This window comes from Methylococcus sp. S1M (assembly GCF_051295855.1).
GTDB lineage: Bacteria > Pseudomonadota > Gammaproteobacteria > Methylococcales > Methylococcaceae > Methylococcus > Methylococcus capsulatus.
Genome location: NZ_JBPDXO010000004.1, coordinates 1 through 24,288, shown reverse-complemented (window position 1 = coordinate 24,288; position 24,288 = coordinate 1). Strand labels below are relative to the sequence as shown.

The following is a 24,288-nucleotide window of genomic DNA, read 5'->3' as shown; positions in this document are numbered from 1 at the left end:
CCGCTCCCGAGTCACTGCAGGCACTGCACGGCCTCGACGACCGCACGGGCGTCGACGATACCCGCGCCGCACGCGCCCAGAAGATCGGGCGCGCACCGGGTCTCCTCCAGGAACGGACGAGCCGTCGCCGTGAGGATGTCCCTGACGCGGCCAGGGAGACTCATCGTCCGAAGTCGCTGCAGTCGGCCAGGTCGCCATCGGGGCAGACCGAGGCCACGGCGATGACGCCATGGCCATTTGCCGGCTCCTCGTGGAAAGAACCGGATCGCCCCTCGACCCCGACCACCGGCTCGCTGCCGATCGGCCACGGTCTGGCATCGGCGGGGGGAGCGGTGGGAGGCGTTAGGCCGGCACGGGTGGTCCCTCTGCCGGCGGGGTCGCGCCCGGACAGTGGCTTCGGCTGTGGTTTCGACGGAAGGACGACAGGCCACGAACCCTTGCCTGCCAGGCCCGACATTCCGCCCGACCCACTTGAAGCAGGTTTTCCGCGCTCACTTGTCAATCCCGAGAGCCCGAAAGTCCACGGATGACCGATTTTATGAAGGTATTGATCTCGGTGTTGCCGACGCGCGCATAGACGGTGGGTCGGTCTGCACACCCCTCCCCCCAGCTGACGACGCCGACTTGAATGACCTTTCCCGAGACCCTTCGGAACAACGGACCACCGCTGTCGCCTTGACAGGCGCCCTTGGCACGAACGGCGGCACACAGTTGAACAGTGCCGTCGAACTTGGAACCGTAGGCCGTGATATCGCAAAGCGCATCTTCCATGACGGGCATGGAAACTTGGCGCATTTCTGCCGGGAAATAGGGGGGTGGAACGTGATCGTCGTTCCAATACCAGGCGACGATACTGCCCCATCCCGCGACCGTGACCCATGTGTTGGCGCTGTCCTGCCCTGCGGTCGCCAGCCGGACGGTCTTGGCGCGCGCCACCTTGCGATCGAGTTCGAGCACGGCGACATCATAAGGAAGCCTGACATCCCCGGGTTCCCTGTATTTCGGATGCACATGAATCGCCGAAACGCGCCGTGCTCGTCCTTGATGCCTTCCGTAGGTCGTCATACCGACCATGGCCGTATAATCCGACGGATCGTTGACGACATAACCGCCATCATCAAAATTCTCAGTGACACAGTGGGCGGCCGTCAAAACATGACGAGAGGAAATCATACTCCCTCCGCACACATGACCGTACGGATCGGACTCGGATCTTCGCGACTCCCGCTGAAGCGCCACGACGAAGCCATAACGCCCTTCAACCACCGGATCACCATTGACCACCTCAGGTCTCATCGCCAGATTCCAGTCGGTCTCCGCCGCCTCGGAACCGGCGCCCATGAGAGACATGCACGACACAACGATCGACCATCCGCCACACCACGGCAGCCTCATTGAATCACCCTCATGGATTCAGGAGTCATCGGACTGGCACGCCAAAAGCGGGAAGGCGCCTCGGCATCATTGCGCACGGGGGCCGAGCACCCGGACGGGTTCGATGCGGGCACGCCGATACCGTTGTCGGTGACGGCGCCGATGATGCCGGCGACGTGGCTGCCGTGCCATTCGGCAGGCTTGAACTCCGAAGGCACGGGTCTTCCATCCTCTTTCCCGCACCAGCCCACCGTCTCCCAGTCGCCCTCGTCCTTCGGCTTTTTGTCGCGGGCATTGCCGTCCCGCGCGAATCTCGGATTCCGGATCATGTCCCAGCCGACGATCACGGTTTTGTCCGTATTCCGGTATGCCAGCCGGTTTTCGAGGTCGGGATGGGTCGGGGCGAACAGGACGCCGCTGTCCAGCACGGCAACCGTGATTTCGGGCGCCCCCCGGGTGAGTGACCAGGCGGCCTGCACATTGGCCGAGCCGGCAACCGCCCCGGGACCGCTCTGAAGATGCCACTGCTGGGGGAAATATTCGTCGCTGGGCGTGACCGGCTCGGCAGTCGCCTGTGCCTTCATGCGTGTCACCGGATCGGCATAGCGCACCTCCGGCAGGGCTTCGAGGCGCCGCTCGATCTCGCCCGCCTCCGTCAGGCTCACCGGACGAAGGAGGCGGTACACCTGCGCCGCGCCTACGGTTTCCGGTGTCGGGACCAGACCTGCGCCGGCGACGGCCGAGAGTTTCGCGGCATCCAGCGGCAGCGAGCCAGCCCCGCGTTTGAATCTGATGATGAAGTCCTCGATACCGGCAACGGCGGGCAAGGCCGACCGGGCATATACCGTGCCCTGCCCGGCTTCGACGGCAGCCCACAGCACACCGTCCATGACACCGATCCTTCGTGCCAGGGCCGTCGCCTCATCTCGGGTCAACGCAGCGGGCGTCCGGAAAATCCTCGCGTTGGTCCGGGTATTCCCCACCCATTCGAAATCCAAACCGGTGTCCGCCTGCAGCCGACCAAGCTCGGCGGCGCTCACCGCCCCGAGCTCATCCCGGTCGACATCGCTTTCGAACATGACGACGATCGAAACCGGCGCATCCGCCGCCCCACTCGAGATGGCCGCTGCAGCCAGCAGCAACGATGCCATGGAAACCGCCGACAGCCTTTTCATCGCAACTCCCGTTTTCCCGAAAGGTGGTACCCCGTTGACCTTGCCGCTGGCACTTTGGCGTTTCGTGAAATCCGGTGTGATTCAGTGCGTTCGAGGACCAATATCGCATCCGGGCCAACATCATAGATAAAATCGGGACGCCGGATCGTTCTCTGCGTCCACGATTTCTTGCCTTCGCGTCCAGGACGCCAGCGGTTCGTCTTCCCGTCGCTGCCACGGCGAGCGGATACGCGATCACCGGACCCTCGACAAAGCCGAAGAAGGCAACGAAATGGGGAATAGCTCCGAACAGCTTCAGGACAAGGTGCCGATCGCCCGCCTCGATCTGGGCAGTCTTCCAGCAGAGGACCGCTATTCGATCTGGAAGGAGAGCATCTCCGTCATTTTCGACGTGGAGCGGGAAGTCGAGACAGGCTCTGCACCCTTTGCCGCAACGCTGACGACCTGTCATCTCGGGTCCATGCTACTGGCGGATACGGCCAGCGTCGGACAGTGCTTTCAGCGCAAATCGCCACTGATCGCGCGCGACGGCTTGGATCATTGCATCATCCAGGTCTACCAATACGGCACGACCCGCGGCCGATGGGGCGAGAGACACAGTACCGTGCAGCCGGGTGACGTCTTCCTGCTCGACCTGACCCAACCGCTGGATTCCTGCGCCAGCGATTTCCGCAATCTGACACTGATGCTGCCGCGCGATCTGCTGGCACCTCATCTTGGCGCACCCGAGCGACTGCATGGCCGGTCACTGCCCCGAGACTCGGCCTGCGGACGCCTGCTGAGCCAGCACATCGCTACGCTGTGGGAGGTCGCGACGACCCTGAGTTCCGACGAGGCCCAATGCATAGCTCGGGGACTGGTCCATCTGATCGGCGCCTATTTCGGCGGCGGCCGGGTCGAGGAAGACCGTCCGGAAACCGGGGCCGTCTTGCTGGAAACGGTACGCAGCCACATCGGGAATCATCTGGGCGATCCCCGGCTGACGCCGGAATCCCTGGCGGCGTACTTCCGCGTGTCGCGTTCCTACCTCTATTCCCTGTTCCAGCCACTGGGGGGAATCACCCGTTACATCCAGCAGCAACGGCTGCGGCGCGCTTTCCTGGAACTGACCCGACCGGCCTCCCGGCCAAGGCGTGTCAGCGAGATCGCTTACCGGGTGGGTTACCGCAACGAGGCCCATTTCAGCAGGAGCTTCCGTCGTGCCTTCGGCATGAGTCCGAGCGAGGCGCGGTTCATCGGCCGGCAGGCCGTCCGCTATACTGCCAGGGGTCATGACCAACCCATCGATCGCAGCTATGAACGCTGGGTCAGAGAACTCAACGCCCCGGATTTCTGAGCCGGCTTCCCCGCTCGCGCAGACGGTCCACATCGGCGACTACCGGCCCCGCCTGCGCATCGGCGAATACGGCACAGTGGCCTCCGTCGGGGACGGCATCGCCTGGGTGACCGGCCTGCCCTCGGCGGCGATGGACGACGTACTGATGTTCGAGGACGGGAGCTGGGCCGTGGTGTTCGCCCTGACCAAGAAACGCATCGGCGCCGTGCTGCTGCACCAGAGCGAAAACCTGACCGCCGGCACCCCGGCCCGGCTGACCGGGAGGACGCTCGACGTGCCGGTCGGCGAGACTCTGCTCGGGCGGGTGATCGACCCGATCGGCAATCCGCTGGACGGCGGGCGTCCCCTGGAAACCCGCAACCGTCGCCCGCTCGACAGCCCTTCGCCCCCCATCATTGCGCGCGACTTCGTGCAGCAGCCGCTCTACACCGGTACCCGGCTGGTCGACACCCTGGTGCCGATCGGCAAGGGCCAGCGCCAGCTGATCATCGGCGACGAGGGAACGGGGCGCAGCAGCTTGGCGATCGACGCGGTCCTGAACCAGAAAGGCCGAGAGGTACGCTGTGTCTACGTACTGATCGGCCAGAAGCGATCCACCGTGGTCGGCACCATCGAACTGCTGCGCAACTACGGAGCACTCGCTTACACCACGGTGGTGGTGGGCGAAGCCGGCTCTTTGCCGGGCCTCAAGTACCTGGCCCCGTTCGCCGGCTGCGCCATCGCCGAAGACTGGATGGCGCGCGGGCACGACACACTGGTGGTCTACGACGACCTGAGCACGCACGCCCAGACCTACCGCGAACTGTCGTTGCTGCTGCGGCGCCCGCCAGGGCGGGAGGCCTACCCCGGCGACATCTTTTATCTCCACGCCCGGCTGCTGGAGCGCGCCACGGCGCTGAACCCCGCCAACGGCGGCGGCAGCATGACGGCCCTGCCCATCGTGGAAACCCGTTTGGGGGAAATCGAGGCCTATATCCCCACCAACCTGATTTCGATCACGGACGGCCAGATCTACCTGGACTCCGACCTCTTCGCCGCTGGCTTCAAGCCAGCAATAGACGTCACCCGCTCGGTCTCCCGCATCGGCGGCAAGGCCCAGCATCCGCGCATCAAGGAGGAAGCCGGACGGATGAAGCTGGACTACCTGCAATTTCTGGAGCTCGAGATCTTCACCCGGTTCGGGGCGCGGCTGGAAAGCGGGATGGAAGCCCGGATCAGACGCGGCCGGCTGCTGCGGGAGATCCTCAGGCAGGAGCGCCTGCAACCGCTGCCGCCGGAATTCCAGCTCGCCTGGATGACCGCCTACAACGAAGGGCTTTTGGACGCCATGCCTCCCGGCAGTGTTCAACACGCCTTGAACGAACTGAACTCCGCCCTCCGGAACGGATCGCCGCCGCTGGAAGCCTCGCGCACCGACTGGCTGACATGGCTGAGGCAGAACCTGCCGGAACCGGCGCGAGGCGAAGCATGAGCCGCCGCCACGTCCTCCGGCGGCGGATGAAGACGCTCGGAGAAATCGCCGGCATCCTCGATTCGATGCGCATGCTGGCCGTGATCGAAAGCCGCCGGCTGACGCGTTCCGTGGAATGTCAGCGTCAGTTGGAAGCGGCGCTGCGAGGCCTCGGTCGGGAGCTGATGAGCCATCATCCGGCACTCACGCCCGTCGAGCCGCCGAACACGGCATGGCTGGTGGTGGGCTCCGAGCGGGGTTTCTGCGGCGACTTCAACACCCGTCTGCGCGCCGCACTGGAACAGCGACGATCTCCCGGGGAACCGGTGATCGTCATAGGCAGCCGGATCGGCGCCGAACTTTCCCAGCAGACTGTTTGCGAGAGCCAACTGCCCGGTCCGCTCACGGCGGATGAAACCGCCGAACGGCTCCCGGCCCTGATCGACGCCGTCAACCAGCTCCTCGAAAACCTCGGCCCGCTGCGGATCATCGCTCTCCACCATGCCGACGATGCGGAAGCGGTGCTGGAAACACGGATCGTTCCGCCTTTCGGCAAGGCCTCCGCCGCACCCGGCAATCCGTTTCCGCCATTGCTGTACCAGCCGCCGGAAGCGGTATTCCACCACCTCGTCGAACATTATCTGTTCGCCTTGCTGCACTGGCTGCTGGACCGCTCCCTTTTGAGCGAACACCAGTACCGCATCCGCCACCTCGACGGGGCCACCCGCCGCATCGAAGACACTCTGAATGCCTTGCGCTCGGCCAACAACCACCTGCGCCAGGAGGAGATCACCGAGGAACTGCAGGTCATCCTCCTCGGCGCCGAAGCCCTGGATCCGGCTTGAAACGCACTGGCCTGTTGCGCAAACTGGCCAAGCCGTCCCGGTTTCTTGCCATTTGGATACGTCCGCCTCTTGCGGGTGCGCCAGGGCCAAACCGCCGGAAGACACACCGCCAATGCCGACGGGAAGCCGCCTGCGAAATCGGGCACGAACCGGCTCGAGCAAACCGTCCGAAGCATGAACCGAAGCGTCCGCCTGATCACGATCGCCCTGTTGCTCGCCGCTCTGGCCAGCCTGACCTATGCGGTGGTGCGGCCTTTCCTGGTTTCGATCGGCTGGGCGGTCCTCGTTTCCTACGTCGCCTGGCCGCTCCATGCCTGGAGCCAGCGGCGGTTCGAGGGCCGGAAGACCCTTTCGGCCCTGGTGACGACGGCGCTGCTGGGGTCCGTGGTATTGGCGCCCTTGATCTGGCTCGCCGTATTGCTGCAAGGCGAGGTCTCGGAACTGATCCGCTCGCTCCCGGACTGGCTGGAACAAAAACCCAGGCTGCCCGATTTCGTCTCGCACATTCCCTATTTCGGAAACGAACTCCAGGCCGTGGTCGACCAGTTCGAAGACCTCCACGGCCTGCTGAAACGGCATGCGCCCGAGTGGGTCCGACGCCTCGGCTCCCCGGTGCTCGGAATCATGACCACCCTGGTGCAGAACGCCGCCGTGTTGTTCATGACACTGTTCACCCTGTTCTTCCTGTTCCGCGACGGCTTGCAATTGGCTTCGGATGTCCGGCGGGTGTTTACCCGAGTGCTCGGTGAACGGCTGAAAGGATATTTCGCCACGATCGAAGCGACGGTCAAGGCCGTCCTCTACGGCATCGTCCTGACCGCCCTCGCGCAGGGTTTCCTCGCCGGCCTGGGCTACTGGATAGTCGGCGTGAAAGCGCCGATCGTGCTCGGGATCGCGACGACCCTGATCGCAATGATCCCGTTCGGGACGCCGTTCGCCTGGGGCTCCGTCAGCATCTGGCTCTTATTGCAGGGCGAAACCTGGGCCGGCGTCTCTCTGGCCCTTTGGGGCACGCTGGTGATCAGCTGGATCGACAACATCATCCGTCCCCTGGTGATCAGCAGCGCCACGCACATACCGTTCGTGCTGGTGATGTTCGGCGTGCTGGGCGGGCTCGCCAGCTTCGGCTTCATCGGCCTGGTCCTGGGGCCGGTGATCCTGGCGATGGCGCTGGCGGTGTGGCGGGAATGGCTGCAGCAGGTGCGGGAGGCGGGACTGCGGGGCGAAGACGGGAGCGGCACCGGGCCGGGGGAGCGCCGCTAGCTTCGGAATCGCCATCCGGACGGAATGCTTGAAATCACCCCTTCGATGCATTACCGTGAGCGGTCCGTAAGGCTGGGGGTGCCTGGCGAATGGCCGGGCTGAGAGACACCCTTCGAACCTGATCCGGCTGATACCGGCGTAGGGAAGCTGAGCTTTCGAGCCGTTCGAAGAACCCGATCGACATCCTCCCCCGCGCGCCTTATCCGTGTCCAACCAGGAGCCAACGATGAGCGCGATCCCCCAAGAAATCCTGCACGAGGCCGTCACCGCCAAGAAAGCCTCGATCCAGCCGTTCGCGGCCTCGGAAAAAGTTTACCTCCAGGGCAGCCGCCCCGACCTGCGCGTCCCAATGCGCAAGATCAGCCAGTCGGACACACCCACCAACACGGGCCGGGAAAAGAACCCGCCGGTCTATGTCTACGACACCTCCGGCCCCTATACCGACCCCACCGTATCGGTCGACCTGAGACTGGGCCTGCCGCCCTTGCGCGAGCCCTGGATCGAGGAACGCGGGGACACCGAGCTGCTGAAGGGGCCCTCGTCATCCTACGGCCTTCAGCGCCAGCGCGATCCGGCTCTGGCGTCCCTGCGCTTCGAGCATATCCGCGCGCCCCGCCGGGCGAAGGGCGGCGCCAACGTCACCCAGATGCACTACGCCAGGCAGGGCATCATCACGCCGGAGATGGAGTTCGTCGCCATCCGCGAGAACCAGAAACTGGAAGCGCTGGCGGAGACATACAAGTTCCAGCATCCGGGAGAAGCCTTCGGCGCGGCCATCCCCCAGGTCATCACCCCCGAATTCGTCCGCGACGAAGTCGCCCGCGGCCGGGCCATCATCCCCAGCAACATCAACCACCCGGAATCGGAGCCGATGATCATCGGCCGCAACTTTCTGGTGAAGATCAACTGCAACCTCGGCAATTCCGCCGTCAGCTCTTCGATAGAAGAGGAAGTGGAAAAGATGCTGTGGGCGATCCGCTGGGGCGGCGACACGGTGATGGACCTGTCCACGGGCAAGAACATCCACGAGACCCGCGAATGGATCATCCGCAATTCCCCGGTGCCCATCGGCACCGTGCCGATCTACCAGGCGCTCGAAAAGGTGGACGGCAAGGCCGAGGAGCTGACCTGGGAAATCTTCCGTGACACGCTGATCGAGCAGGCCGAGCAGGGGGTGGACTATTTCACCATCCATGCCGGCATCCGCCTGCCCTTCATCCCGCTGACCGCCAAGCGCACCACCGGCATCGTGTCCCGGGGCGGCTCCATCATGGCCAAATGGTGCCTGGCCCACCACAAGGAGAGCTTCCTCTACACCCATTTCGAGGACATCTGCGAGATCATGAAGGCCTACGACGTGGCCTTCTCCCTGGGTGACGGCCTGCGCCCCGGTTCCATCGCCGACGCCAACGACGAAGCCCAGTTCGCGGAGCTGCGCACCCTCGGCGAGCTGACCCAGATCGCCTGGAAGCACGACGTGCAGGTGATGATCGAAGGCCCCGGCCACGTGCCCATGCACATGATCAAGGCCAACATGGAGGAGCAGCTCAAGCATTGCCACGAGGCGCCCTTCTACACCCTGGGACCCTTGACCACCGACATCGCGCCGGGCTATGACCACATCACCTCGGCCATCGGCGCCGCCATGATCGGCTGGTACGGCACGGCCATGCTGTGCTACGTCACGCCCAAGGAGCATCTGGGCCTGCCGAACAAGCAGGACGTGCGCGACGGCATCATCGCCTACAAGATCGCCGCCCACGCGGCGGATCTGGCCAAGGGCCACCCCGGCGCCCAGGCGCGCGACAACGCCCTGTCCAAGGCGCGCTTCGAGTTCCGCTGGCAGGATCAGTTCAACCTGTCGCTGGACCCGGAGAAGGCGTTGGAATTCCACGACGAGACACTGCCCCAGGAAGGGGCGAAACAGGCGCATTTCTGCTCCATGTGCGGCCCGCATTTCTGCTCGATGAAGATCACCCAGGACGTGCGCGACTATGCCCGCGAACACGGTCTGGACGAGGCGCAAGCCCTGGCGAAAGGCATGGAAGAAAAATCGGACGAGTTCGTGAGGTCCGGGGCCGAGGTCTACCAGCGCACCTGACCGCGACGATGAGCCATCCCCCTTCGAACACACCGCCGGTCAAGCCGGGCGGCCTGCCTTTGCTGGGCCATATCCTGGAATTCGGCAAGAACCCCCATGCATTCCTGATGGCCCTGCGGCACGAGTTCGGGGACGTCGCCGAGTTCCGGATGTTCCACCAGCGCATGGTGCTGCTCACCGGCAGCCGGGCCAGCGAGGCCTTCTACCGGGCCCCGGACGAAGTGCTCGACCAGGGGCCAGCCTACCGGATCATGACACCGATCTTTGGCCGCGGCGTGGTGTTCGACGCCCGGATCGAGCGCAAGAACCAGCAGTTGCAGATGCTGATGCCGGCGCTGCGCGACAAGCCGATGCGCACCTACTCCGAGATCATCGTCGCCGAAGTCGAGGCCATGCTCCGGGACTGGAAGGATGCCGGCACCATCGACCTGCTGGAGCTCACCAAGGAACTCACGATCTACACCTCCAGCCACTCCCTGCTGGGCGCGGAGTTCCGCCACGAGCTGAACACCGAATTCGCCGGCATCTACCGCGACCTGGAAATGGGCATCCAGCCGATCGCCTATGTCTTCCCCAACCTGCCGCTGCCGGTGTTCAAACGCCGCGACCAGGCGCGGGTAAGGCTGCAGGAACTGGTGACCCAGATCATGGAGCGGCGCGCCCGCTCGCAGGAGCGCAGCACCAATGTGTTCCAGATGCTGATCGACGCCAGCTACGACGACGGCAGCAAGCTGACGCCCCATGAAATCACCGGGATGCTGATCGCGACCATCTTCGCCGGCCACCACACCAGTTCGGGGACCACCGCCTGGGTGCTGATCGAGCTGCTGCGGCGCCCGGAATACCTGCGCCGGGTGCGGGCGGAGATCGACGCCCTGTTCGAGACCCACGGTCGGGTGACTTTCGAATCGCTCCGGCAGATGCCGCAGCTGGAGAACGTCATCAAGGAAGTGCTGCGGCTGCATCCGCCGCTGATCCTGCTGATGCGCAAGGTGATGAAGGATTTCGAGGTCCAGGGGATGCGCATCGAGGCCGGCAAGTTCGTTTGCGCCGCACCTTCGGTCACGCACCGGATTCCCGAGCTGTTCCCCAACCCCGAACTGTTCGATCCCGACCGCTACACCCCGGGACGGGCCGAGGACAAGGACCTGTACGGTTGGCAGGCCTTCGGCGGCGGCCGCCACAAATGCTCGGGCAACGCCTTCGCGATGTTCCAGATCAAGGCCATCGTCTGCGTCCTGCTGCGGAACTACGAATTCGAGCTGGCCGCGGCGCCCGAATCCTACCGGGACGACTACAGGAAAATGGTGGTCGAACCGGCCTCGCCCTGCCTGATCCGCTACCGCAGGCGCGACGCGCCGGCTGCCGTGGATGCAAAGGCGAGTGCCGGTGAGGCGCCTGCCGAAACGCTGCGGGGCGCCTTCCGGGTGACCGTCGACCGGGACCTGTGCAAGGGCCACGGCAACTGCATGGCCGAAGCACCGGAGATTTTCCGGGTCGACGAAGATGGCCGACTGACGCTGCTCAGCGAGACGCCCGATCCCGTCCTGGCCGGAGCCGCCCTGGCTGCGGAAAGATTCTGCCCGGCACGGGCGATCAAAATCCTGCCTCAGCGCGATCCCGCCACGCGGGATTGCTCCCTCTCGCCTTCGGGCGAGGATTAGGGTGAGGGTGTCGAAAAAATTTTCTTCCAGTCTCAATCGCTAGCAAGATGCTGCTCTCGCTCCGCTACAACTTCCTGTTCGTCCATATCGCCAAGACCGGCGGAACCAGCGTGCGGGACTCGCTGTGGCGCTACAAATGGACCGATCCTGCCCGTATCCCGCAGTTCCTGTGCAGCAAGCTCAGTGCGCTCACCGGCCACGAGATCGGCGCCAAGTTCCCGCGCCACGCCAAGGCCATCGCCGCCATGGAGATGCTGCCGCGCGAGTTGTATCAGAAGCTGTTCAAGTTCGCCTTCGTGCGCAATCCCTGGGATCTGCAGGTCAGCTCCTACCATCACATCCGGCGCGAACGGCCCGATCTGCTGGAAGGCCGCGACGACTTCGAGGCATTCCTGTGCTGGAAACTCGACCCCGAGCGCGCACCGCAGTATCACGCCGACATGTCGATCGAACTGCAGACGGACTATCTGATCGACCTGCATGGCAACCTCATCGTCGATTTCGTCGGCCGTTACGAACGCCTCGCCGAGGACTTCGAGGAAGCCTGCCGCCGCATCGGCATCGCCTGCCCCAAACTGCTGCACAGCCGCAAGGCCACCGACCGCAACAAGGACTACCGGCGCTATTACAACGACACCACCGCCGAACTGATCGAAGCGCACTACCGCCCCGACATCGAGCGCTTTGGCTACCGCTTCGACGAGCCATTCCCGTGACGGACCGCCCCGGCTCCATCCTCATCGTCCGGCTCGGCGCCATCGGTGACATCGTCTTCGCTTCCGCCCTGATTCCGGTGCTGCGGCAGACGTTTCCCCAGGCCCGGCTGGTCTGGCTGGCCGACGAAGCCAACCAGGATCTGCTGAGGCACAATCCACGGCTGGACCGGGTCGCGATCTGGCCGCGCGCCCGCTGGGCCAGGCTGCGTAAGGAAGGGCGTTACGGCGCCCTGCTCGAGGAATTCCGCAACTTGGTACGGAGCCTGCGGGAAGAGCGCTTCGACTGGGTCCTGGACCTGCAGGGACTCCTGAAGAGCGGCGTGTGGGCGGCTCTGGCCGGCGGTAAGACCCGCATCGGCCTCGGCTCACGCGAAGGCAGCCAATTCCTGATGACGAAGCGCATCGACCGCCGCACCGAGTCCAACGCCATCGGCAACGACTACCTCAAACTGGCCGTCGAACTTGGACTCGACACCGAGTCCTTCGCCATGGATTTCGCGCCGGGAGACGAGGCCATGGCGGAGGCCGCAAAGATCCTGGATTCGCTCGGGATCACCGGCCCTTATGCGGCGATCTTCCCCTTCACCACCCGCCCCCAGAAGCACTGGATCGACGGGAACTGGTCGACACTGGCCGATGAGATCAGCGCCCGTTACGGCTGGCCCGTCGTGATGCTGGGCGGGCCGGGCGACACTGAACGGGCCGAAAGAATACGGAGCCGCTGCCGATCGGACCTGGAGAATCTCACGGGAAGAACCGGACTGGCCGTCAGCGGCGCATTGATCCGGCGCGCCGGTTTAGGCATCGGCGTGGATACAGGTCTGACCCACATGAGCATCGCCCTCGGGCGCCCCACTGTCGCCCTGTTCGGCTCCACCGCCCCCTATCTGGAAACGGGGAGGGAAGATGCAGTGGTGCTATACGAAGCCCTGCCCTGCTCGCCCTGCGAACGCCGCCCCACCTGCGGCGGAGCCTTCACCTGCATGGCGCGACTCACGGTCGAGAAGGCCCTCGCCGCAATCGACGGCATCCTGCACCGGCCTTGAGCCCTCAAACCAGAGCCCGCCCCGTCAGCCGCTCCAGTATCCTGAGCGGGGACGTGGCCGGATCGCGCAGGGCTTCGACCGGCACATAGAAGGTCTGCTCCAGCAGGTACTGGCCGGACATCACGGCATGCGAGGCCTGGTCGGTGAACACCAGCCAGGTTGTCGAAGGAGGAAAATCGAACGACACCTGATCCACCTCCGCCTGATAAGCCATGTCCGCCTTCATTCTGTCATGCAGTTGCAGCATGTAGTGGTCGTAGTTACTGCGGCGGCTCTTGGTCAGCCCCAGCCACTGCAGGAGGGGAGCACTGCCGGGAAACGGCGCCGGAATGGAGGGCAGGAAGCGCCTGGCCATGGGCTCGAACGGCTCGCCCAGCCGCCAGCAGCGGGGGCGGCCTTCCGGGTTCACGTTGCTGAACACGCGCAGGAGCCTTCTCCCCTGCACGGGGGACGACGGAAAGGCGTCGACATGCAGCCGGGTGTCGTCCTTGCGCCAGGAACTCGCGCGTCCGGCGGCTTCCACCGGCCGGAAGCTGGTGCGGCCCTGCACCAGGGCGGCGCTGTATGCCGGCAGCAGTCTCGCCACCAAGCCGGCGGCCCGGCCGGCGAACCGCGCCATCATGCTCCGCAGCGCCTCCACATCGGCCACCGCCGGGCCGATACCGTGCAGGTCGCCAGTCGCGGCATCGAAGCTGACGTTCTTACTCCTACCCACCGTCTCCGGTGAAAGGAAGGCCTTCTCGTGCTCCTCGATCGCGAATCCGAGTCGGGGGAAGTACAGGATCTTGCCCTGCTCGATTTCATTCAATGCGTCGGCACGCTCCTTCGCGGAAAAAGACGCCTCCCAGTCGGCGCCGCCGAACTCGAATATTCTGCTCATATGCTGTACCTCTCTCCTGATGCCTTGTCGTTATCCGGATTCGTCCGCCCCTACGGCACGCCATAAGGCTGGGCCGGCACGATCGGCGGACGGCCGAGAATCAGGTCGGCCACGAGCCGGGCCGAGGCGGGGGCCATGGTCAGGCCGTTGCGGAAATGGCCGCAGCTCAGATACAGATTGGCGAACGACGGTACCGGACCGATGAACGGAATGCCTTCGGGCGATCCCGGACGCAGCCCGGCCCAATGGCCGACGACCTCCGCGTCCGCCAGCGCCGACAGCCAGCGGCAGGCGAATTCCAGCAAGATCCGCCGCCCTTCGACATCCGGAACCTTGTCGAACTGGCGCTGTTCCACGGTGCTGCCGCACAGCACTATCCCATCCCGCCGCGGAATGAGGTAACGATCTCCTGCCAGCACGATGTGCTCGACGAGCCCGCCCGACGCCTGGAACGCCAGCATCTGCCCCTTGACCGGAACGACGGGCAGGTTCGGGAGCAAAGCCCCGAGCACTTCCGCGGACCAGGCACCGGCCGTGACGAGATAGGTTTCTGCCACGAACACCCCCTTCGCGGTCGCCACCCTCGAGACCCTCCCGTCCCGCGCTTCGATAGCGGTCACCGCAGCGTCTTCCTCGATGGCGATGCCGAGTCGGCGGACATCGGCCAGGATCGCGCGCAACAGCCGGGGATTGCGCACCTGCGCGACCCCGGGCAGACGGATCGCCGGCCGGGAGGACGGCGCTAGCCGGGGTTCCAGCGAGGCCAGGGCGGCGGGCTCGATCCACTCGCGCCGGACCCCGTGCGCGGCGCACCAGGCATCGATTGCCGCAGGTTCCTCCGGATCCAGTATCAACAGCCCGCTTTGCCGCCATTCGGGATCCAGACCGGTCGATTCCAGCAACTCTTCCACGAGGCCGGGATAGCACTGCTGGCTCCAGGCACAGAGCGCAGTGACGGCTTCCGGCATGCGCCAGGGACGAAGCGGCGACAGAATGCCCCCCCCCGCCCAGGATGACTCGCGTCCGGCCGGCCCCTTGTCCACGATCCTGACCGACCGGCCCGCCGCGGCCAGTTCACGCGCCGCCAGGAGGCCGCTGATCCCAGCGCCGATGATGAGAACGTCGGTCGACTTCACTGCCTACGGTGTCCCTGACGCGAGTGGCGCGAACATCCGCCTCACATGGGATGCATGCCGGGGGAGTCGCGCACCGGGGACACCGGCACGATCCCTCTCGCCTTCTGCAAAGCGATGAGCCGCTCTTCCAGCTTGTTCAGCGCCGCCTCCAGAGAGGTCTCCATCACCACGATGTCTCCCATCGACAAGATCACCCGCGCGAGTTCCGGAATCTTGACGCTGCTGGTGGACTCGATATAGACCGGTTGGACGTACAACAGCGATCGCCCGATGGGCACGATGATGATGCGGCCGCGGGTGAGATGCGAGCCCTTTTGATCCCATAGGGCGAACTCTTTGGCGATTTCGGCATCCTGATCGATCATCGCGCTCACCTGCGCCGGACCGTCGACCTGGACGTCCTTACTGTACTTGTAGAGGACGATAGACTTCGAGTAAGGCATGCCGCAGGCGTCTGGCCGCAATGCACCGCCGATCGCCAGCACGCTCATGTTGTTGCGCCCGATCGGCGTCATCGGATTGATCAGCACGAAATTCTGCATGTTTTCGCAGCCATCGAGCTGAGTCGTGAAATAGTAGGGTGCCACCGTCCGCATCACGGTCCGGCCATCGCGCAGCCGGACGCCGACCTTGGCGAAATCCCAGGTCTCCGCCTGCTGATAGAACAGTTCCGGCTGGGTCTGGTGGTATTTGGCGTACATCCGCATCTGGATCTCGAAGAAGTCATGCGGGAACCGGAGCTGGTCGCGGATCAGCGGCGGCATGGCGCTGGCATCCTGGAACAGACCGGGATAGGCCTTGATATAGCCTTTCAGCACCGGATCGTCGTGATCCACGACGTAATAATCCAGCGACCCGTCGAAAGCATCGACCACGATCTTGACCGAGTTGCGAATGTAATTGAATTCGCGCTCTTCGGTGTCGCCGCGGAACTTGTAGCGCATGCGCTTGGAAACCGGATAGGAATTGAGCGTGGTATAGGCATCGACGATCCAGAAAATCCGCTGTGGGGTCACCACGATGTAGGGATCGCGATCCAGCGCCAGGAATGGCGTGACCGTGTTGATACGCTCGATGATGTTGCGATGGAACAGCGCCTGGCTGCTCTCGGTGATGTTGAGCGAGAAAAACAGCCGCTCATCACGGAAATAGATGGACAGAAGCAGACGCCTGAGGAGGGAGGAAATCGGCACGCCGCCATTGCCCGAATAGTTTTGGCTGGACCCCTGATCGAAACTGGCGATGTCGACGATGTTGAGCCGGTTGGGAACGATCGCGTAATCCAGGTTTTCCAGGCCGAAATAGATGTCGGGCTTCTCGGTGGTCAAACCGACGTCCGAATGCATGTTCAGATCCCTGAGCCACCACTGCATCGGCTGGTCGCCCGACTGCGCCGCCGGCGTGATCACCGCACCGTAGCCATGGGTATAGCGCAGATGGATGTTCTCCCAGTTCCTGGCCTCCTCGGGCAGCTTGGCAAGGTTGATTTCGCGGGCCGCCAGATTGACCTGTTCGATCTGCCCGTTGACGAGATAGCGCGCGGTGTCGACCTCCGTGAAACTGTAGTACGGCCGTATGCCCTGAAGCTGCTGGTACACGTCATCCAGGTATTCCGGATCCCAGACCGGGATGTTGTGCAGATGCTCGCGGACATGCGGATCGATGGTTTCGGACCCCTCTGGCGCCGCCGTGATGTCGATGGTCCGGATTTCGTCGAGGTCGAATGCCGCCAGCGTCGCCTCGATGTTGTACTTGATGAATTCGCGCTCGGTTTTCACCGGATTCGGCTTGACTACGAAGCGGTCGATCAGCTGCGGCACCACGTCGATCTTGCGAAGTGCGGCAGCGGAAACCCATACCAGCGCGCAGGTCAGCGCCAGCTTGAGACCGCGATGACGCTGAGCGAACCACAGTGCAGCAACCACGCCGACGACGAGGGAGACGATCTCGACCCAGATGAGAGGCAAATGGTAGCGGAGCTCGATCAGACCAGGGCCGAAAAACACGGGCTCATGGGCGTCGACGTATAGCAGTTCATCCCGCTGCAGCACGTACCCCCAGGCCGCCACCACGGCAACCAGCACCACCAGCAGATTCAAATGAATGCGGGCGCCCCGGGGCCACGGTCGCCGGTGGGCCGGCGAGAATTCGTGCTCCACCCAGTAGAGTGCCGCCACCATGACGGCCAGCACACTGGCACACACCAGTAACTCTGACTGGATCAGGACCAGGATCGGGATCCGGAACATGTGAAATCCGGCGTCCTCCCCAAACACCGGCTCGGTGACGCCGGCAGCGGGGGCGAAAAAGAACAGGAGACCGGCCTCCCACTCGTGGTAGAACGGCAGTGCGACCAGCACCGCCAAAAACACCGACAGGGGCAGATAGACCGGCAGCGCTCCTGTCTGAAACATGCGCAGCCAGCGCCGGTAGCGCGATTCTTCCGACCCTGCGGCATAAATCGCCTGATCGACCCCCAGATACTGGGATGCAGCCCAGAAATTCAAGAAAAAGATCAGGAAGAAGAAAAGGGTCACCCCCCCGGACAAGATGTAGCGGTACAGGAAGCGCAGCCAGAAATATGCACCGAGGTCCAGCGACTTGAACCACCACCACTCGACCAGGAAATGCGTGGCGGCTAGCACGATCGCCAGCAACAGTCCCGCCAACACCACCATGACCACGGCTGCGGACGTCAGCAGTCGTTTCCAGTTTCCCATATCGTCCTCGTTCGGCGTCTTGTCACTCTTATGGAAGGGCTTGCAGGAGGATGGAGCGCAGGCGGCAGGCGCATGCTATGGCGCGAGCAGCCTTGTTCGCGCGGGCGTGCCAAGCCCCTAGATGATACCTGACTGCCCTGCAATCCGGTAGGCGACGCCGGGCGGAGCCGGCATGCGCCGGGCGGGCGATTTCGGGTATACTTAAAAAAGTGCGGAAGCGATCGCAAGCTTCCCCGAAACTGCCGAGACGGCTGCTCAACGCCTGCGGAATGGGGTTCCCTTCTTTGAATCGACACACCCGACTCCTCACGCTGTGTGTCCTGGTACTGATCCAGGTGTGGGCACCTTTGGTCCATGCCCATCCGGCCGACGGCGAACCCTGGGGCAAATTCCATGTGCCCGGTCTCGAGTTTCTCGAGCGCACGCCGGGGGAAGGATGGCACGTCCCGGATGCGGGGGCCGAGACTTCCGTCGTGGTGGCGATGCAGGGCGGCATCCTGGAACCCTCTCGTGTCTCATCCCCCCGCTGGACGCACGAGCAGACGCCGGACCATCCTCCCTGCCACCACGACACCGCCCCAGTGACACTGGAGCGCGCGGCAGAGTTCCCCCGTGATCCATTCATCCCGCTTCCTTACGGCTTCCCGGTAGTCCAGCCGCATTCGGCACGCGCCCCGCCGGCCGACGCCTGATCTTCGCATCGCGGCTTCCCCGCACATAACGGCGCCCACCGACGCTCCCTCGAAACCGAGACGGCGGCGGGCATGCTGACACCATGAATCCGGTACTGCCGATGATCCCCCTTCATGGACTCCTCGGTGTTCTCCTCGTGATCGCTTCGGCTTCCGCCCGCGGCGAGGAGGACGCCATGGCTGAGCCTGCCGGGCTGCTGCCTTTCGACCCACGGCTCAGTCTACACAGCGTGGTGCAAACCACTTTCGAAAACTATCCGCAAACGGCGATGATCGACGCCATGCGCCTGGAAACCAGCGCTCTGCAGCAGCGCAGTGACAGCTGGATTCCTGGCTACCCGATGGTCTACATCCAGAACAACCAGAACATCGCCGGCGACGGCGAGGGCATGACGCAATGGGGCTACCAGGTCCCCCTCTGGCGCTGGGGACAGCGGGATGCGAGCCAGGCAGTCACCGACCGGGCGGCCGAAAGCACCGAACGGTTCGGCCTGGGACTCAAACACGAGGTCGCGGGCCTGGTCCGGGAGAGTCTGTGGAATCTCAAGATGATGCAAAACCGTCATCAGTTCACCAGGACGGTGTATGAGGTGTCGCTGAAACTGGTCGAAACGGTCAAACGTCGGGTCGAGCTCGGCGATCTCGCCCAGGCCGACCTGCTGCTGGCACAAAGTGACTCTTTGGAAAAGAAGACCGCGCTCACCCAGGCTGCCGTCGACCTTCAGCACGCCCACCAGGCTTTCGCTAACCTGACCCGAATGCCGGCGGCACCTGACAAATTCGATGAAGAGCTCTCCAGGCTGAACGCCATCACCGAGGAACACCCCCAGCTGGCCGCCCTGAATGCCATGATCGAGCGCGCCCAGGCCGATGTGGAATTCGTCCGGCAATGGAAGCAAGGTACCCAGCCCACCGTCCTGATCGGCGCCCAGCATCGCGCCTTCTTCAACAAGAACCTGCAGAACGACACCAACGTGGTCCTCCAGATACCGATCGGGGGCGATGCTTATAATGAACCCTTCGTCGCCCAGGCGAATCTCGCGCTGACTCAGAAGATCACGGAACGCGACAACCTGATCCGCCTGCTCCAGCGATCGCTCAAGCAGGCGCAGCAAACCCTGGAGGCGGACCGCAAGGCCCTGGACATCGCCAGGAACCGGCGCCAGATGGCCGAGACACTGATCCGGATGAACCGCATCGCCCTCGAAACAGGGGAAATCCAGATGATCGACTTTCTGAAGGTCCAGACCACGGCACAGGCGGCCATCTGGGACGCGATGCAGAAGGAAATCCAGTTGAAGCGGGACATCGCCGCTTATAACCAGGTGGTGGGGGTGACACCATGAAGCTTGCGCTTTTCCCCGCGGTGATGAGTCTCCTGACGGCGCCAGCCCTCGCGGCCGACACCCTCGTCAAGATGGACGCCCAGCAGATCGAGCACCTCGACGTGCGTGTCGCAAAACCCGAAATCGTCAATGCCTTGCCCCTGGCGTGGGCACCGGCGCGCGTCGTCATTCCGCCGGACCGGGAGTTCATCGTCAGCGCACCGCAGGCCGGTGTCATCACCCGGATCGACGTGGCGCTGGGATCCTCGGTGGCACCGGGACAGGTCGTCGCGGAAATGCAAAGCCCGGACCTGCTGACCCTCCAAAGAGACCTCCTCAATGCCGCCACCGAATACGAGCTCGCCGGCTCCAAGCTGAATCGGGACCAGAAGCTGCTCGACGAAGGGGTCATCTCGAAGCTGCGCTGGCAGGAGACCCGTAGCACCTTCGACAAGGCCCAGGCCAATCTGCGCCAGGCCGAGCAGGTGCTCGATGCCAGCGGGATGTCGGCGAAGGACATAGCAGAACTCAAACGGACACGCAGCATCAGCAATACCCTGTTGCTGCGCACACCGATCCGTGGCGTGCTGCTGGAACGCCTGGCCACCGTGGGTCAGCGGGTCAGCATGCTGGCGCCACTGTTCCGTATTGGCAATGTCGACCAGTTGTGGCTGGAAATCGACATGCCGCAGGAGCGACTGAGTGAAATCCGGCTGAAAGACCGGGTCGAACTGGATTCACCGCGAATCCGGGCGACGATCATAGAAGTCAGCCAGAACGTACGGCCAGACAGCCAGACGGCCCTGGTGCGCGCGGTCATCGACGAGCACGACGACAGTGTCCGAGCCGGCCAGAACGTCAACGTCCAGGTCATGCACGCTAGTACCGACTTCATCTGCCGGGTACCGCTCGCCGCAATCATCAGCCAGGACGGGCGGCAATACGTGTTCGTCCGGACCTCCGACGGCTTCGCGGTACGACCGGTGAAGGTCGCCGCCGTGGACGGGCGCAAGGCCATCATTCACGAAGGACTGACGGCCGACGACCGGGTCGCCGTCCAGGGCGTCGCGGCGCTGAAGGGCGCCTGGACCGGTCTCGGCGGAGGTGACGAATGAGCCGGCTGATCCAGTTCGCTCTGACGCAGCGCCTGTTGGTCGTCCTTCTCACTGCGCTGCTGGCGGGTGCCGGTTATGTCGCCACACTGCGGATCCCCATCGACGCTTTCCCCGATGTCTCACCCACCCAGGTCAAGGTCATCGTAAAAGCCCCCGGCATGACACCGGAGGAGGTCGAAACCCGCATCACCGCCCCCATCGAGTTGGAACTGCTCGGCATTCCGAAGCAGACCATGCTGCGATCCATCGCCAAATATGCGCTGACCGACATCACCATCGACTTCGAAGAAGGCACCGACATCTACTGGGCGCGACAGCAGGTCGCCGAACGGCTGAACGGCGTCTGGGGCAACCTGCCCGACGGGATCGAAGGCGGCATGGCGCCGATGACAACCCCGCTGGGTGAAATGTTCATGTTCACCGTCGAAGGTGGAGACCTCACTTTGATGGAGCGGCGGAACCTGCTGGACTGGGTCATCCGTCCGGCGCTTCGCACGGTGCCCGGCGTGGCCGACGTCAACACCCTGGGCGGAACGGTGCGAAGTTTCGAGGTGATCCCGAACAACGCGGGCATGTCCTCGCGCGGCATCACCATGGAAGCCTTGATCGGAGCGCTCAAGCTCAACAACCGTAACGACGGCGCAGGCCGCCTGCCGGAGGGAGAAGAAGCGTTGCTCGTCCGCGCCGAAGGCCAGATCCGGGATCTGGACGATGTCCGATCCATCGTCATCGCCAACCAGAACGGTGTCACCATCACCATCGGCGATGTGGCCGAAGTACGGATCGGCGCCCTGACCCGCTATGGCGCGGTCAGCCGGGACGGCCGGGACGAGGCCGTGGAGGGGCTCGTACTGGGACTGCGCGGCGCCAACGCGCGGGAGGTGGTCCAGGGCGTCAAACGGAAACTCGAGGAAATCCGTCCCGCTCTCCCTGAAGGCGTCGTGCTCGATGTGTTTTACGACCGCAGTGATTTGGTGAACCGTGCCACCCATACAGTCGTCCGCGCCCTGGTGGAAGCCATCGTCCTCGTCGTCGTCCTCCTCCTCCTGTTCCTCGGCGATCTGCGCGCCGCCTTGACCGTGGCTTGCATACTGCCACTTTCAGCGCTTTTCACCTTCCTGCTGATGCAGCAGTTCGGCCTTTCGGCCAACCTGATGAGCCTCGGCGGTCTGGCCATCGCCATCGGCAAACTGGTCGATCCGGCCGTCGTGGTCGTGGAGAACATCACGACGCATCTGGCCGATCCCAGAATGCAAGGCAAACTGCCGCGGCTACACCTCATCTACCGGGCCATGCGCGAGGTCACCGCCCCAGTGGTGTCGGGCGCCCTCATCATCGCCATCGTCTTCGTACCCCTCCTGTCGTTGCAGGGACTCGAAGGGAAGCTGTTCAAGCCCGTGGCCTTCACCAACGTATTCGCCATGGGCGGCTCGCTGTTCATGTCGCTGCTGGTCATCCCGGTCCTGGCGTCGTGGCTGATGCGTAGGGTCAAACACGAGGAACCGTGGCTCGCCCGCAAGCTCCATGAATACTATGAACCGGTGCTACGGTGGGCGCTCGACCACAGCCGCCCGGTGATCGTCACCGCCGCCATCCTGCTCGCGCTGACAGGGGTGATCTATACCCAGATCGGCAAGACCTTCATGCCGACCCTGGATGAAGGCAGCATCATCGTCCAGGTGGAAAAACTGCCCTCGATCAATCTGGAACAATCGGTCCGGCTGGATCAACAGCTCCAGAAAGCGCTGCTCGACCACATTCCCGAGATCGAGCGGGTCATATCGCGTGTGGGCTCGGATGAAATCGGACTGGACCCGATGGGACTGAACGAAACCGACAACTTCGTCGTTCTCAAACCCACCGATCAATGGAACGGCAAAACCCGCGAAGCACTGGTGGAAGACATCCGGAAAGTCCTGGAAACCCTGCCGGGTATCGCTTTCGGCTTCACTCAGCCGATCCAGATGCGGGTCACGGAGATGCTCACGGGAGTGCGCGGTGACGTAGCCGTCAAGCTGTACGGTCCCGACATCGCGGTGCTCAACGAAAAGGCCGAAGCCATCGCCGAGGTGATCCGGTCAGTGGAGGGCGCCTCCGACGTGTTCACGATGCGCAATGCTGGCATGCAATACCTCCGGGTTCGGATCGACCGCCTCGCGACGGGACGCCTGGGACTCGACGGCGACACCCTGGAACGCATGCTGCGCGCCCAGATCGAGGGGCTCAAGCTGGGCATCGTGCAGGAAGGCGTCAAGCGGACCCCTTTACTGCTCCGTGCGGCCGCCGACCCCGAGCAACTCGCGTTGCTGCAGGTGACCCTCCCCGACGGTCGCCGCGTGCCACTATCCGCCGTCGCCCGCGTCGAGCGTACCGAGGGACTGGTTGCCATCACCCGAGAGCGCGGTCAGCGGTTCTCGGTGGTCCGAACCAACGTCCAGGGCCGTGACCTGGTCGGCTTCGTGGAAGAAGCACGCAAGGCGGTGGGCGAACGAATCTCCCTCCCCAGCGGCTATTACCTCACCTGGGGCGGACAGTTCGAGAACCAGCAGCGTGCGGCGCAACGCCTGTCCATCGTCATTCCCATATCGGTCGGTTTGATCTTTCTGTTACTGTTCACCACCTTCGGATCGGTCCGGCAGGCAATACTGGTCCTCACCAATGTCCCCTTCTCGCTGGTCGGCGGGGTCACCAGCCTCTGGCTGTCCGGCGAATACCTGTCCGTCTCCGCTTCCGTGGGATTCATTTCCCTCTTGGGCATCGCCGTCCTCAACGGCGTGGTGATGGTGACCTACTTCAATCAGCTTCGGGCCATCGGCCTTCCCCTGGATGAAGTCGTCCGCCTAGGCGCATCACGGCGGCTGCGACCGGTGCTCATGACCGCCAGTATCGCAGCATTCGGGCTCATTCCCCTCCTGTTCGCTACCGGCCCCGGATCGGAAATCCAGCGACCGCTGGCCATCGTCGGGGTGGGAGGATTGGTCACATCGACGCTTTTAACCCTCGTTCTGCTCCCCATCCTCTACCGCCGCTATGGCGAAGGGAAATGACCCATGTCCGATCTCGTACTGCTGACGCTTCTGGCCCCCCCGCAGCTTGAAGACCCTCTGGTGGACTGGCTGCTGAGCACTCCAGCCATACAAGGATTCAGCAGCCAGGCGGCCTCCAGCCATTCGAGCCGAACCGAAGGCATGAGCCTGAACGAGCAGGTCGCTGGACGGACCCGGCGCATCCGCTTTGAGGCCCAGCTTTCCGCCGACGGCTTGAGAGACACCCTAAATGTGTTACGTACGGATTTCCGAGGCAGTGGCATCCACTACTGGGTGACACCGGTACTCGATGTTGGCGGTTTATGACCGCGCCGGCGCCGAACTGGCCCTAAATAAAAACCCCGAGTTCCTGTGGAGGGACTCGGGGTTGATTGGGATGAGAGCCTGGCAGTTCCCTACTTTC

Annotated in this window: 19 protein-coding genes and 1 riboswitch; of the genes, 13 read left to right on the top strand and 6 right to left on the bottom strand. The window is 63.9% G+C overall.

Annotated elements, in window-relative coordinates; all coding sequences use genetic code 11:
- Window positions 1–11 precede the first annotated feature (11 nt).
- The 3 genes from ACSHWJ_RS08565 to ACSHWJ_RS08555 form a co-directional block, all read right to left on the bottom strand.
- A complete protein-coding gene (locus ACSHWJ_RS08565) occupies window positions 12–164 on the bottom strand; it encodes a hypothetical protein (RefSeq protein ID WP_187148237.1) in 153 nt (50 codons plus the stop codon).
- Between the two features lie 334 nt (window positions 165–498).
- Window positions 499–1,341, bottom strand: coding sequence for a S1 family peptidase (locus ACSHWJ_RS08560; RefSeq protein WP_432539713.1), 843 nt, complete (start codon window positions 1,339–1,341; stop codon window positions 499–501).
- Between the two features lie 50 nt (window positions 1,342–1,391).
- Entirely contained in the window at window positions 1,392–2,549 is a 1,158-nt protein-coding gene (locus ACSHWJ_RS08555) for a S8 family serine peptidase (RefSeq protein WP_432539714.1), read from the bottom strand.
- Window positions 2,550–2,820: 271 nt separating this feature from the next.
- Here ACSHWJ_RS08555 and ACSHWJ_RS08550 point away from each other — a divergent pair, with 271 nt between their 5' ends.
- From ACSHWJ_RS08550 to ACSHWJ_RS08515, 8 genes are all read left to right on the top strand, one after another.
- Window positions 2,821–3,885 carry a helix-turn-helix domain-containing protein gene (locus tag ACSHWJ_RS08550; RefSeq protein WP_432539715.1) on the top strand — a complete coding sequence of 355 codons (1,065 nt, stop codon included), beginning with the start codon at window positions 2,821–2,823 and terminating at the stop codon, window positions 3,883–3,885.
- Window positions 3,845–5,356 (top strand): F0F1 ATP synthase subunit alpha, encoded by a 1,512-nt coding sequence (locus ACSHWJ_RS08545; protein WP_432539716.1) that lies wholly within the window; start codon window positions 3,845–3,847, stop codon window positions 5,354–5,356. The genes ACSHWJ_RS08550 and ACSHWJ_RS08545 overlap by 41 nt, the downstream gene beginning before the upstream one ends.
- Complete coding sequence (locus tag ACSHWJ_RS08540) at window positions 5,353–6,180, top strand: F0F1 ATP synthase subunit gamma (RefSeq protein WP_432539717.1); 828 nt, start codon at window positions 5,353–5,355, stop codon at window positions 6,178–6,180. The genes ACSHWJ_RS08545 and ACSHWJ_RS08540 overlap by 4 nt, the downstream gene beginning before the upstream one ends.
- 174 nt (window positions 6,181–6,354) lie before the next feature.
- Window positions 6,355–7,443, top strand: coding sequence for an AI-2E family transporter (locus ACSHWJ_RS08535; RefSeq protein WP_432539718.1), 1,089 nt, complete (start codon window positions 6,355–6,357; stop codon window positions 7,441–7,443).
- 64 nt (window positions 7,444–7,507) lie between these two features.
- Window positions 7,508–7,605, top strand: a riboswitch (TPP riboswitch).
- A gap of 64 nt (window positions 7,606–7,669) precedes the next feature.
- A complete protein-coding gene (thiC, locus tag ACSHWJ_RS08530) occupies window positions 7,670–9,544 on the top strand; it encodes a phosphomethylpyrimidine synthase ThiC (RefSeq protein WP_017364650.1) in 1,875 nt (624 codons plus the stop codon).
- Between the two features lie 8 nt (window positions 9,545–9,552).
- Window positions 9,553–11,208, top strand: coding sequence for a cytochrome P450 (locus ACSHWJ_RS08525; protein ID WP_432539719.1), 1,656 nt, complete (start codon window positions 9,553–9,555; stop codon window positions 11,206–11,208).
- Window positions 11,209–11,255: 47 nt separating this feature from the next.
- A complete protein-coding gene (locus ACSHWJ_RS08520) occupies window positions 11,256–11,924 on the top strand; it encodes a sulfotransferase family 2 domain-containing protein (protein WP_218798313.1) in 669 nt (222 codons plus the stop codon).
- On the top strand, window positions 11,921–12,970 hold the full coding sequence (locus ACSHWJ_RS08515; protein WP_218798314.1) for a glycosyltransferase family 9 protein: 1,050 nt from the start codon (window positions 11,921–11,923) through the stop codon (window positions 12,968–12,970). The genes ACSHWJ_RS08520 and ACSHWJ_RS08515 overlap by 4 nt, the downstream gene beginning before the upstream one ends.
- Window positions 12,971–12,974: 4 nt before the next feature.
- On the opposite strand, the gene ACSHWJ_RS08510 is transcribed toward ACSHWJ_RS08515, so the two are convergent.
- Genes ACSHWJ_RS08510 through ACSHWJ_RS08500 form a run of 3 tightly spaced genes read right to left on the bottom strand, consistent with a single transcriptional unit; the run spans window position 12,975 to window position 17,706 of the window.
- Window positions 12,975–13,850, bottom strand: a complete 876-nt coding sequence (locus ACSHWJ_RS08510; RefSeq protein ID WP_432539720.1) for a Kdo hydroxylase family protein — start codon at window positions 13,848–13,850, stop codon at window positions 12,975–12,977.
- A 50-nt stretch (window positions 13,851–13,900) separates the two neighbouring features.
- On the bottom strand, window positions 13,901–14,986 hold the full coding sequence (thiO, locus tag ACSHWJ_RS08505) for a glycine oxidase ThiO (RefSeq protein WP_282213171.1): 1,086 nt from the start codon (window positions 14,984–14,986) through the stop codon (window positions 13,901–13,903).
- Window positions 14,987–15,027: 41 nt separating this feature from the next.
- Entirely contained in the window at window positions 15,028–17,706 is a 2,679-nt protein-coding gene (locus ACSHWJ_RS08500; RefSeq protein ID WP_238536815.1) for a UPF0182 family protein, read from the bottom strand.
- Window positions 17,707–17,990: 284 nt separating this feature from the next.
- Here ACSHWJ_RS08500 and ACSHWJ_RS08495 point away from each other — a divergent pair, with 284 nt between their 5' ends.
- From ACSHWJ_RS08495 to ACSHWJ_RS08475, 5 genes are all read left to right on the top strand, one after another.
- The gene (locus tag ACSHWJ_RS08495; protein WP_010961926.1) at window positions 17,991–18,398 is read left to right on the top strand and encodes a hypothetical protein; all 408 of its coding nucleotides are present in this window, start codon (window positions 17,991–17,993) and stop codon (window positions 18,396–18,398) included.
- Window positions 18,399–18,574: 176 nt separating this feature from the next.
- Entirely contained in the window at window positions 18,575–19,744 is a 1,170-nt protein-coding gene (locus tag ACSHWJ_RS08490) for a TolC family protein (RefSeq protein ID WP_218798317.1), read from the top strand.
- Window positions 19,741–20,838, top strand: coding sequence for an efflux RND transporter periplasmic adaptor subunit (locus ACSHWJ_RS08485; RefSeq protein ID WP_218798318.1), 1,098 nt, complete (start codon window positions 19,741–19,743; stop codon window positions 20,836–20,838). Before ACSHWJ_RS08490 ends, ACSHWJ_RS08485 begins: the two co-directional genes overlap by 4 nt.
- Window positions 20,835–23,885 (top strand): efflux RND transporter permease subunit, encoded by a 3,051-nt coding sequence (locus ACSHWJ_RS08480; RefSeq protein WP_218798319.1) that lies wholly within the window; start codon window positions 20,835–20,837, stop codon window positions 23,883–23,885. Before ACSHWJ_RS08485 ends, ACSHWJ_RS08480 begins: the two co-directional genes overlap by 4 nt.
- Window positions 23,886–23,888: 3 nt before the next feature.
- Window positions 23,889–24,191 (top strand): DUF3240 family protein, encoded by a 303-nt coding sequence (locus ACSHWJ_RS08475; protein ID WP_017364659.1) that lies wholly within the window; start codon window positions 23,889–23,891, stop codon window positions 24,189–24,191.
- Window positions 24,192–24,288: the final 97 nt, after the last annotated feature.

Excerpts from the sequence above, each read along its gene's own strand:
- ACSHWJ_RS08565 (WP_187148237.1), bottom strand. The coding sequence starts at position 164 with ATGAGTCTCCCTGGCCGCGTCAGGGACATCCTCACGGCGACGGCTCGT.
- ACSHWJ_RS08560 (WP_432539713.1), bottom strand. The coding sequence starts at position 1,341 with ATGGGCGCCGGTTCCGAGGCGGCGGAGACCGACTGGAATCTGGCGATG.
- ACSHWJ_RS08555 (WP_432539714.1), bottom strand. The coding sequence starts at position 2,549 with ATGAAAAGGCTGTCGGCGGTTTCCATGGCATCGTTGCTGCTGGCTGCA.
- ACSHWJ_RS08550 (WP_432539715.1), top strand. The coding sequence starts at position 2,821 with ATGGGGAATAGCTCCGAACAGCTTCAGGACAAGGTGCCGATCGCCCGC.
- ACSHWJ_RS08545 (WP_432539716.1), top strand. The coding sequence starts at position 3,845 with ATGAACGCTGGGTCAGAGAACTCAACGCCCCGGATTTCTGAGCCGGCT.
- ACSHWJ_RS08540 (WP_432539717.1), top strand. The coding sequence starts at position 5,353 with ATGAGCCGCCGCCACGTCCTCCGGCGGCGGATGAAGACGCTCGGAGAA.
- ACSHWJ_RS08535 (WP_432539718.1), top strand. The coding sequence starts at position 6,355 with ATGAACCGAAGCGTCCGCCTGATCACGATCGCCCTGTTGCTCGCCGCT.
- thiC (WP_017364650.1), top strand. The coding sequence starts at position 7,670 with ATGAGCGCGATCCCCCAAGAAATCCTGCACGAGGCCGTCACCGCCAAG.
- ACSHWJ_RS08525 (WP_432539719.1), top strand. The coding sequence starts at position 9,553 with ATGAGCCATCCCCCTTCGAACACACCGCCGGTCAAGCCGGGCGGCCTG.
- ACSHWJ_RS08520 (WP_218798313.1), top strand. The coding sequence starts at position 11,256 with ATGCTGCTCTCGCTCCGCTACAACTTCCTGTTCGTCCATATCGCCAAG.
- ACSHWJ_RS08510 (WP_432539720.1), bottom strand. The coding sequence starts at position 13,850 with ATGAGCAGAATATTCGAGTTCGGCGGCGCCGACTGGGAGGCGTCTTTT.
- ACSHWJ_RS08500 (WP_238536815.1), bottom strand. The coding sequence starts at position 17,706 with ATGGGAAACTGGAAACGACTGCTGACGTCCGCAGCCGTGGTCATGGTG.
- ACSHWJ_RS08490 (WP_218798317.1), top strand. The coding sequence starts at position 18,575 with ATGGCTGAGCCTGCCGGGCTGCTGCCTTTCGACCCACGGCTCAGTCTA.
- ACSHWJ_RS08485 (WP_218798318.1), top strand. The coding sequence starts at position 19,741 with ATGAAGCTTGCGCTTTTCCCCGCGGTGATGAGTCTCCTGACGGCGCCA.
- ACSHWJ_RS08480 (WP_218798319.1), top strand. The coding sequence starts at position 20,835 with ATGAGCCGGCTGATCCAGTTCGCTCTGACGCAGCGCCTGTTGGTCGTC.
- ACSHWJ_RS08475 (WP_017364659.1), top strand. The coding sequence starts at position 23,889 with ATGTCCGATCTCGTACTGCTGACGCTTCTGGCCCCCCCGCAGCTTGAA.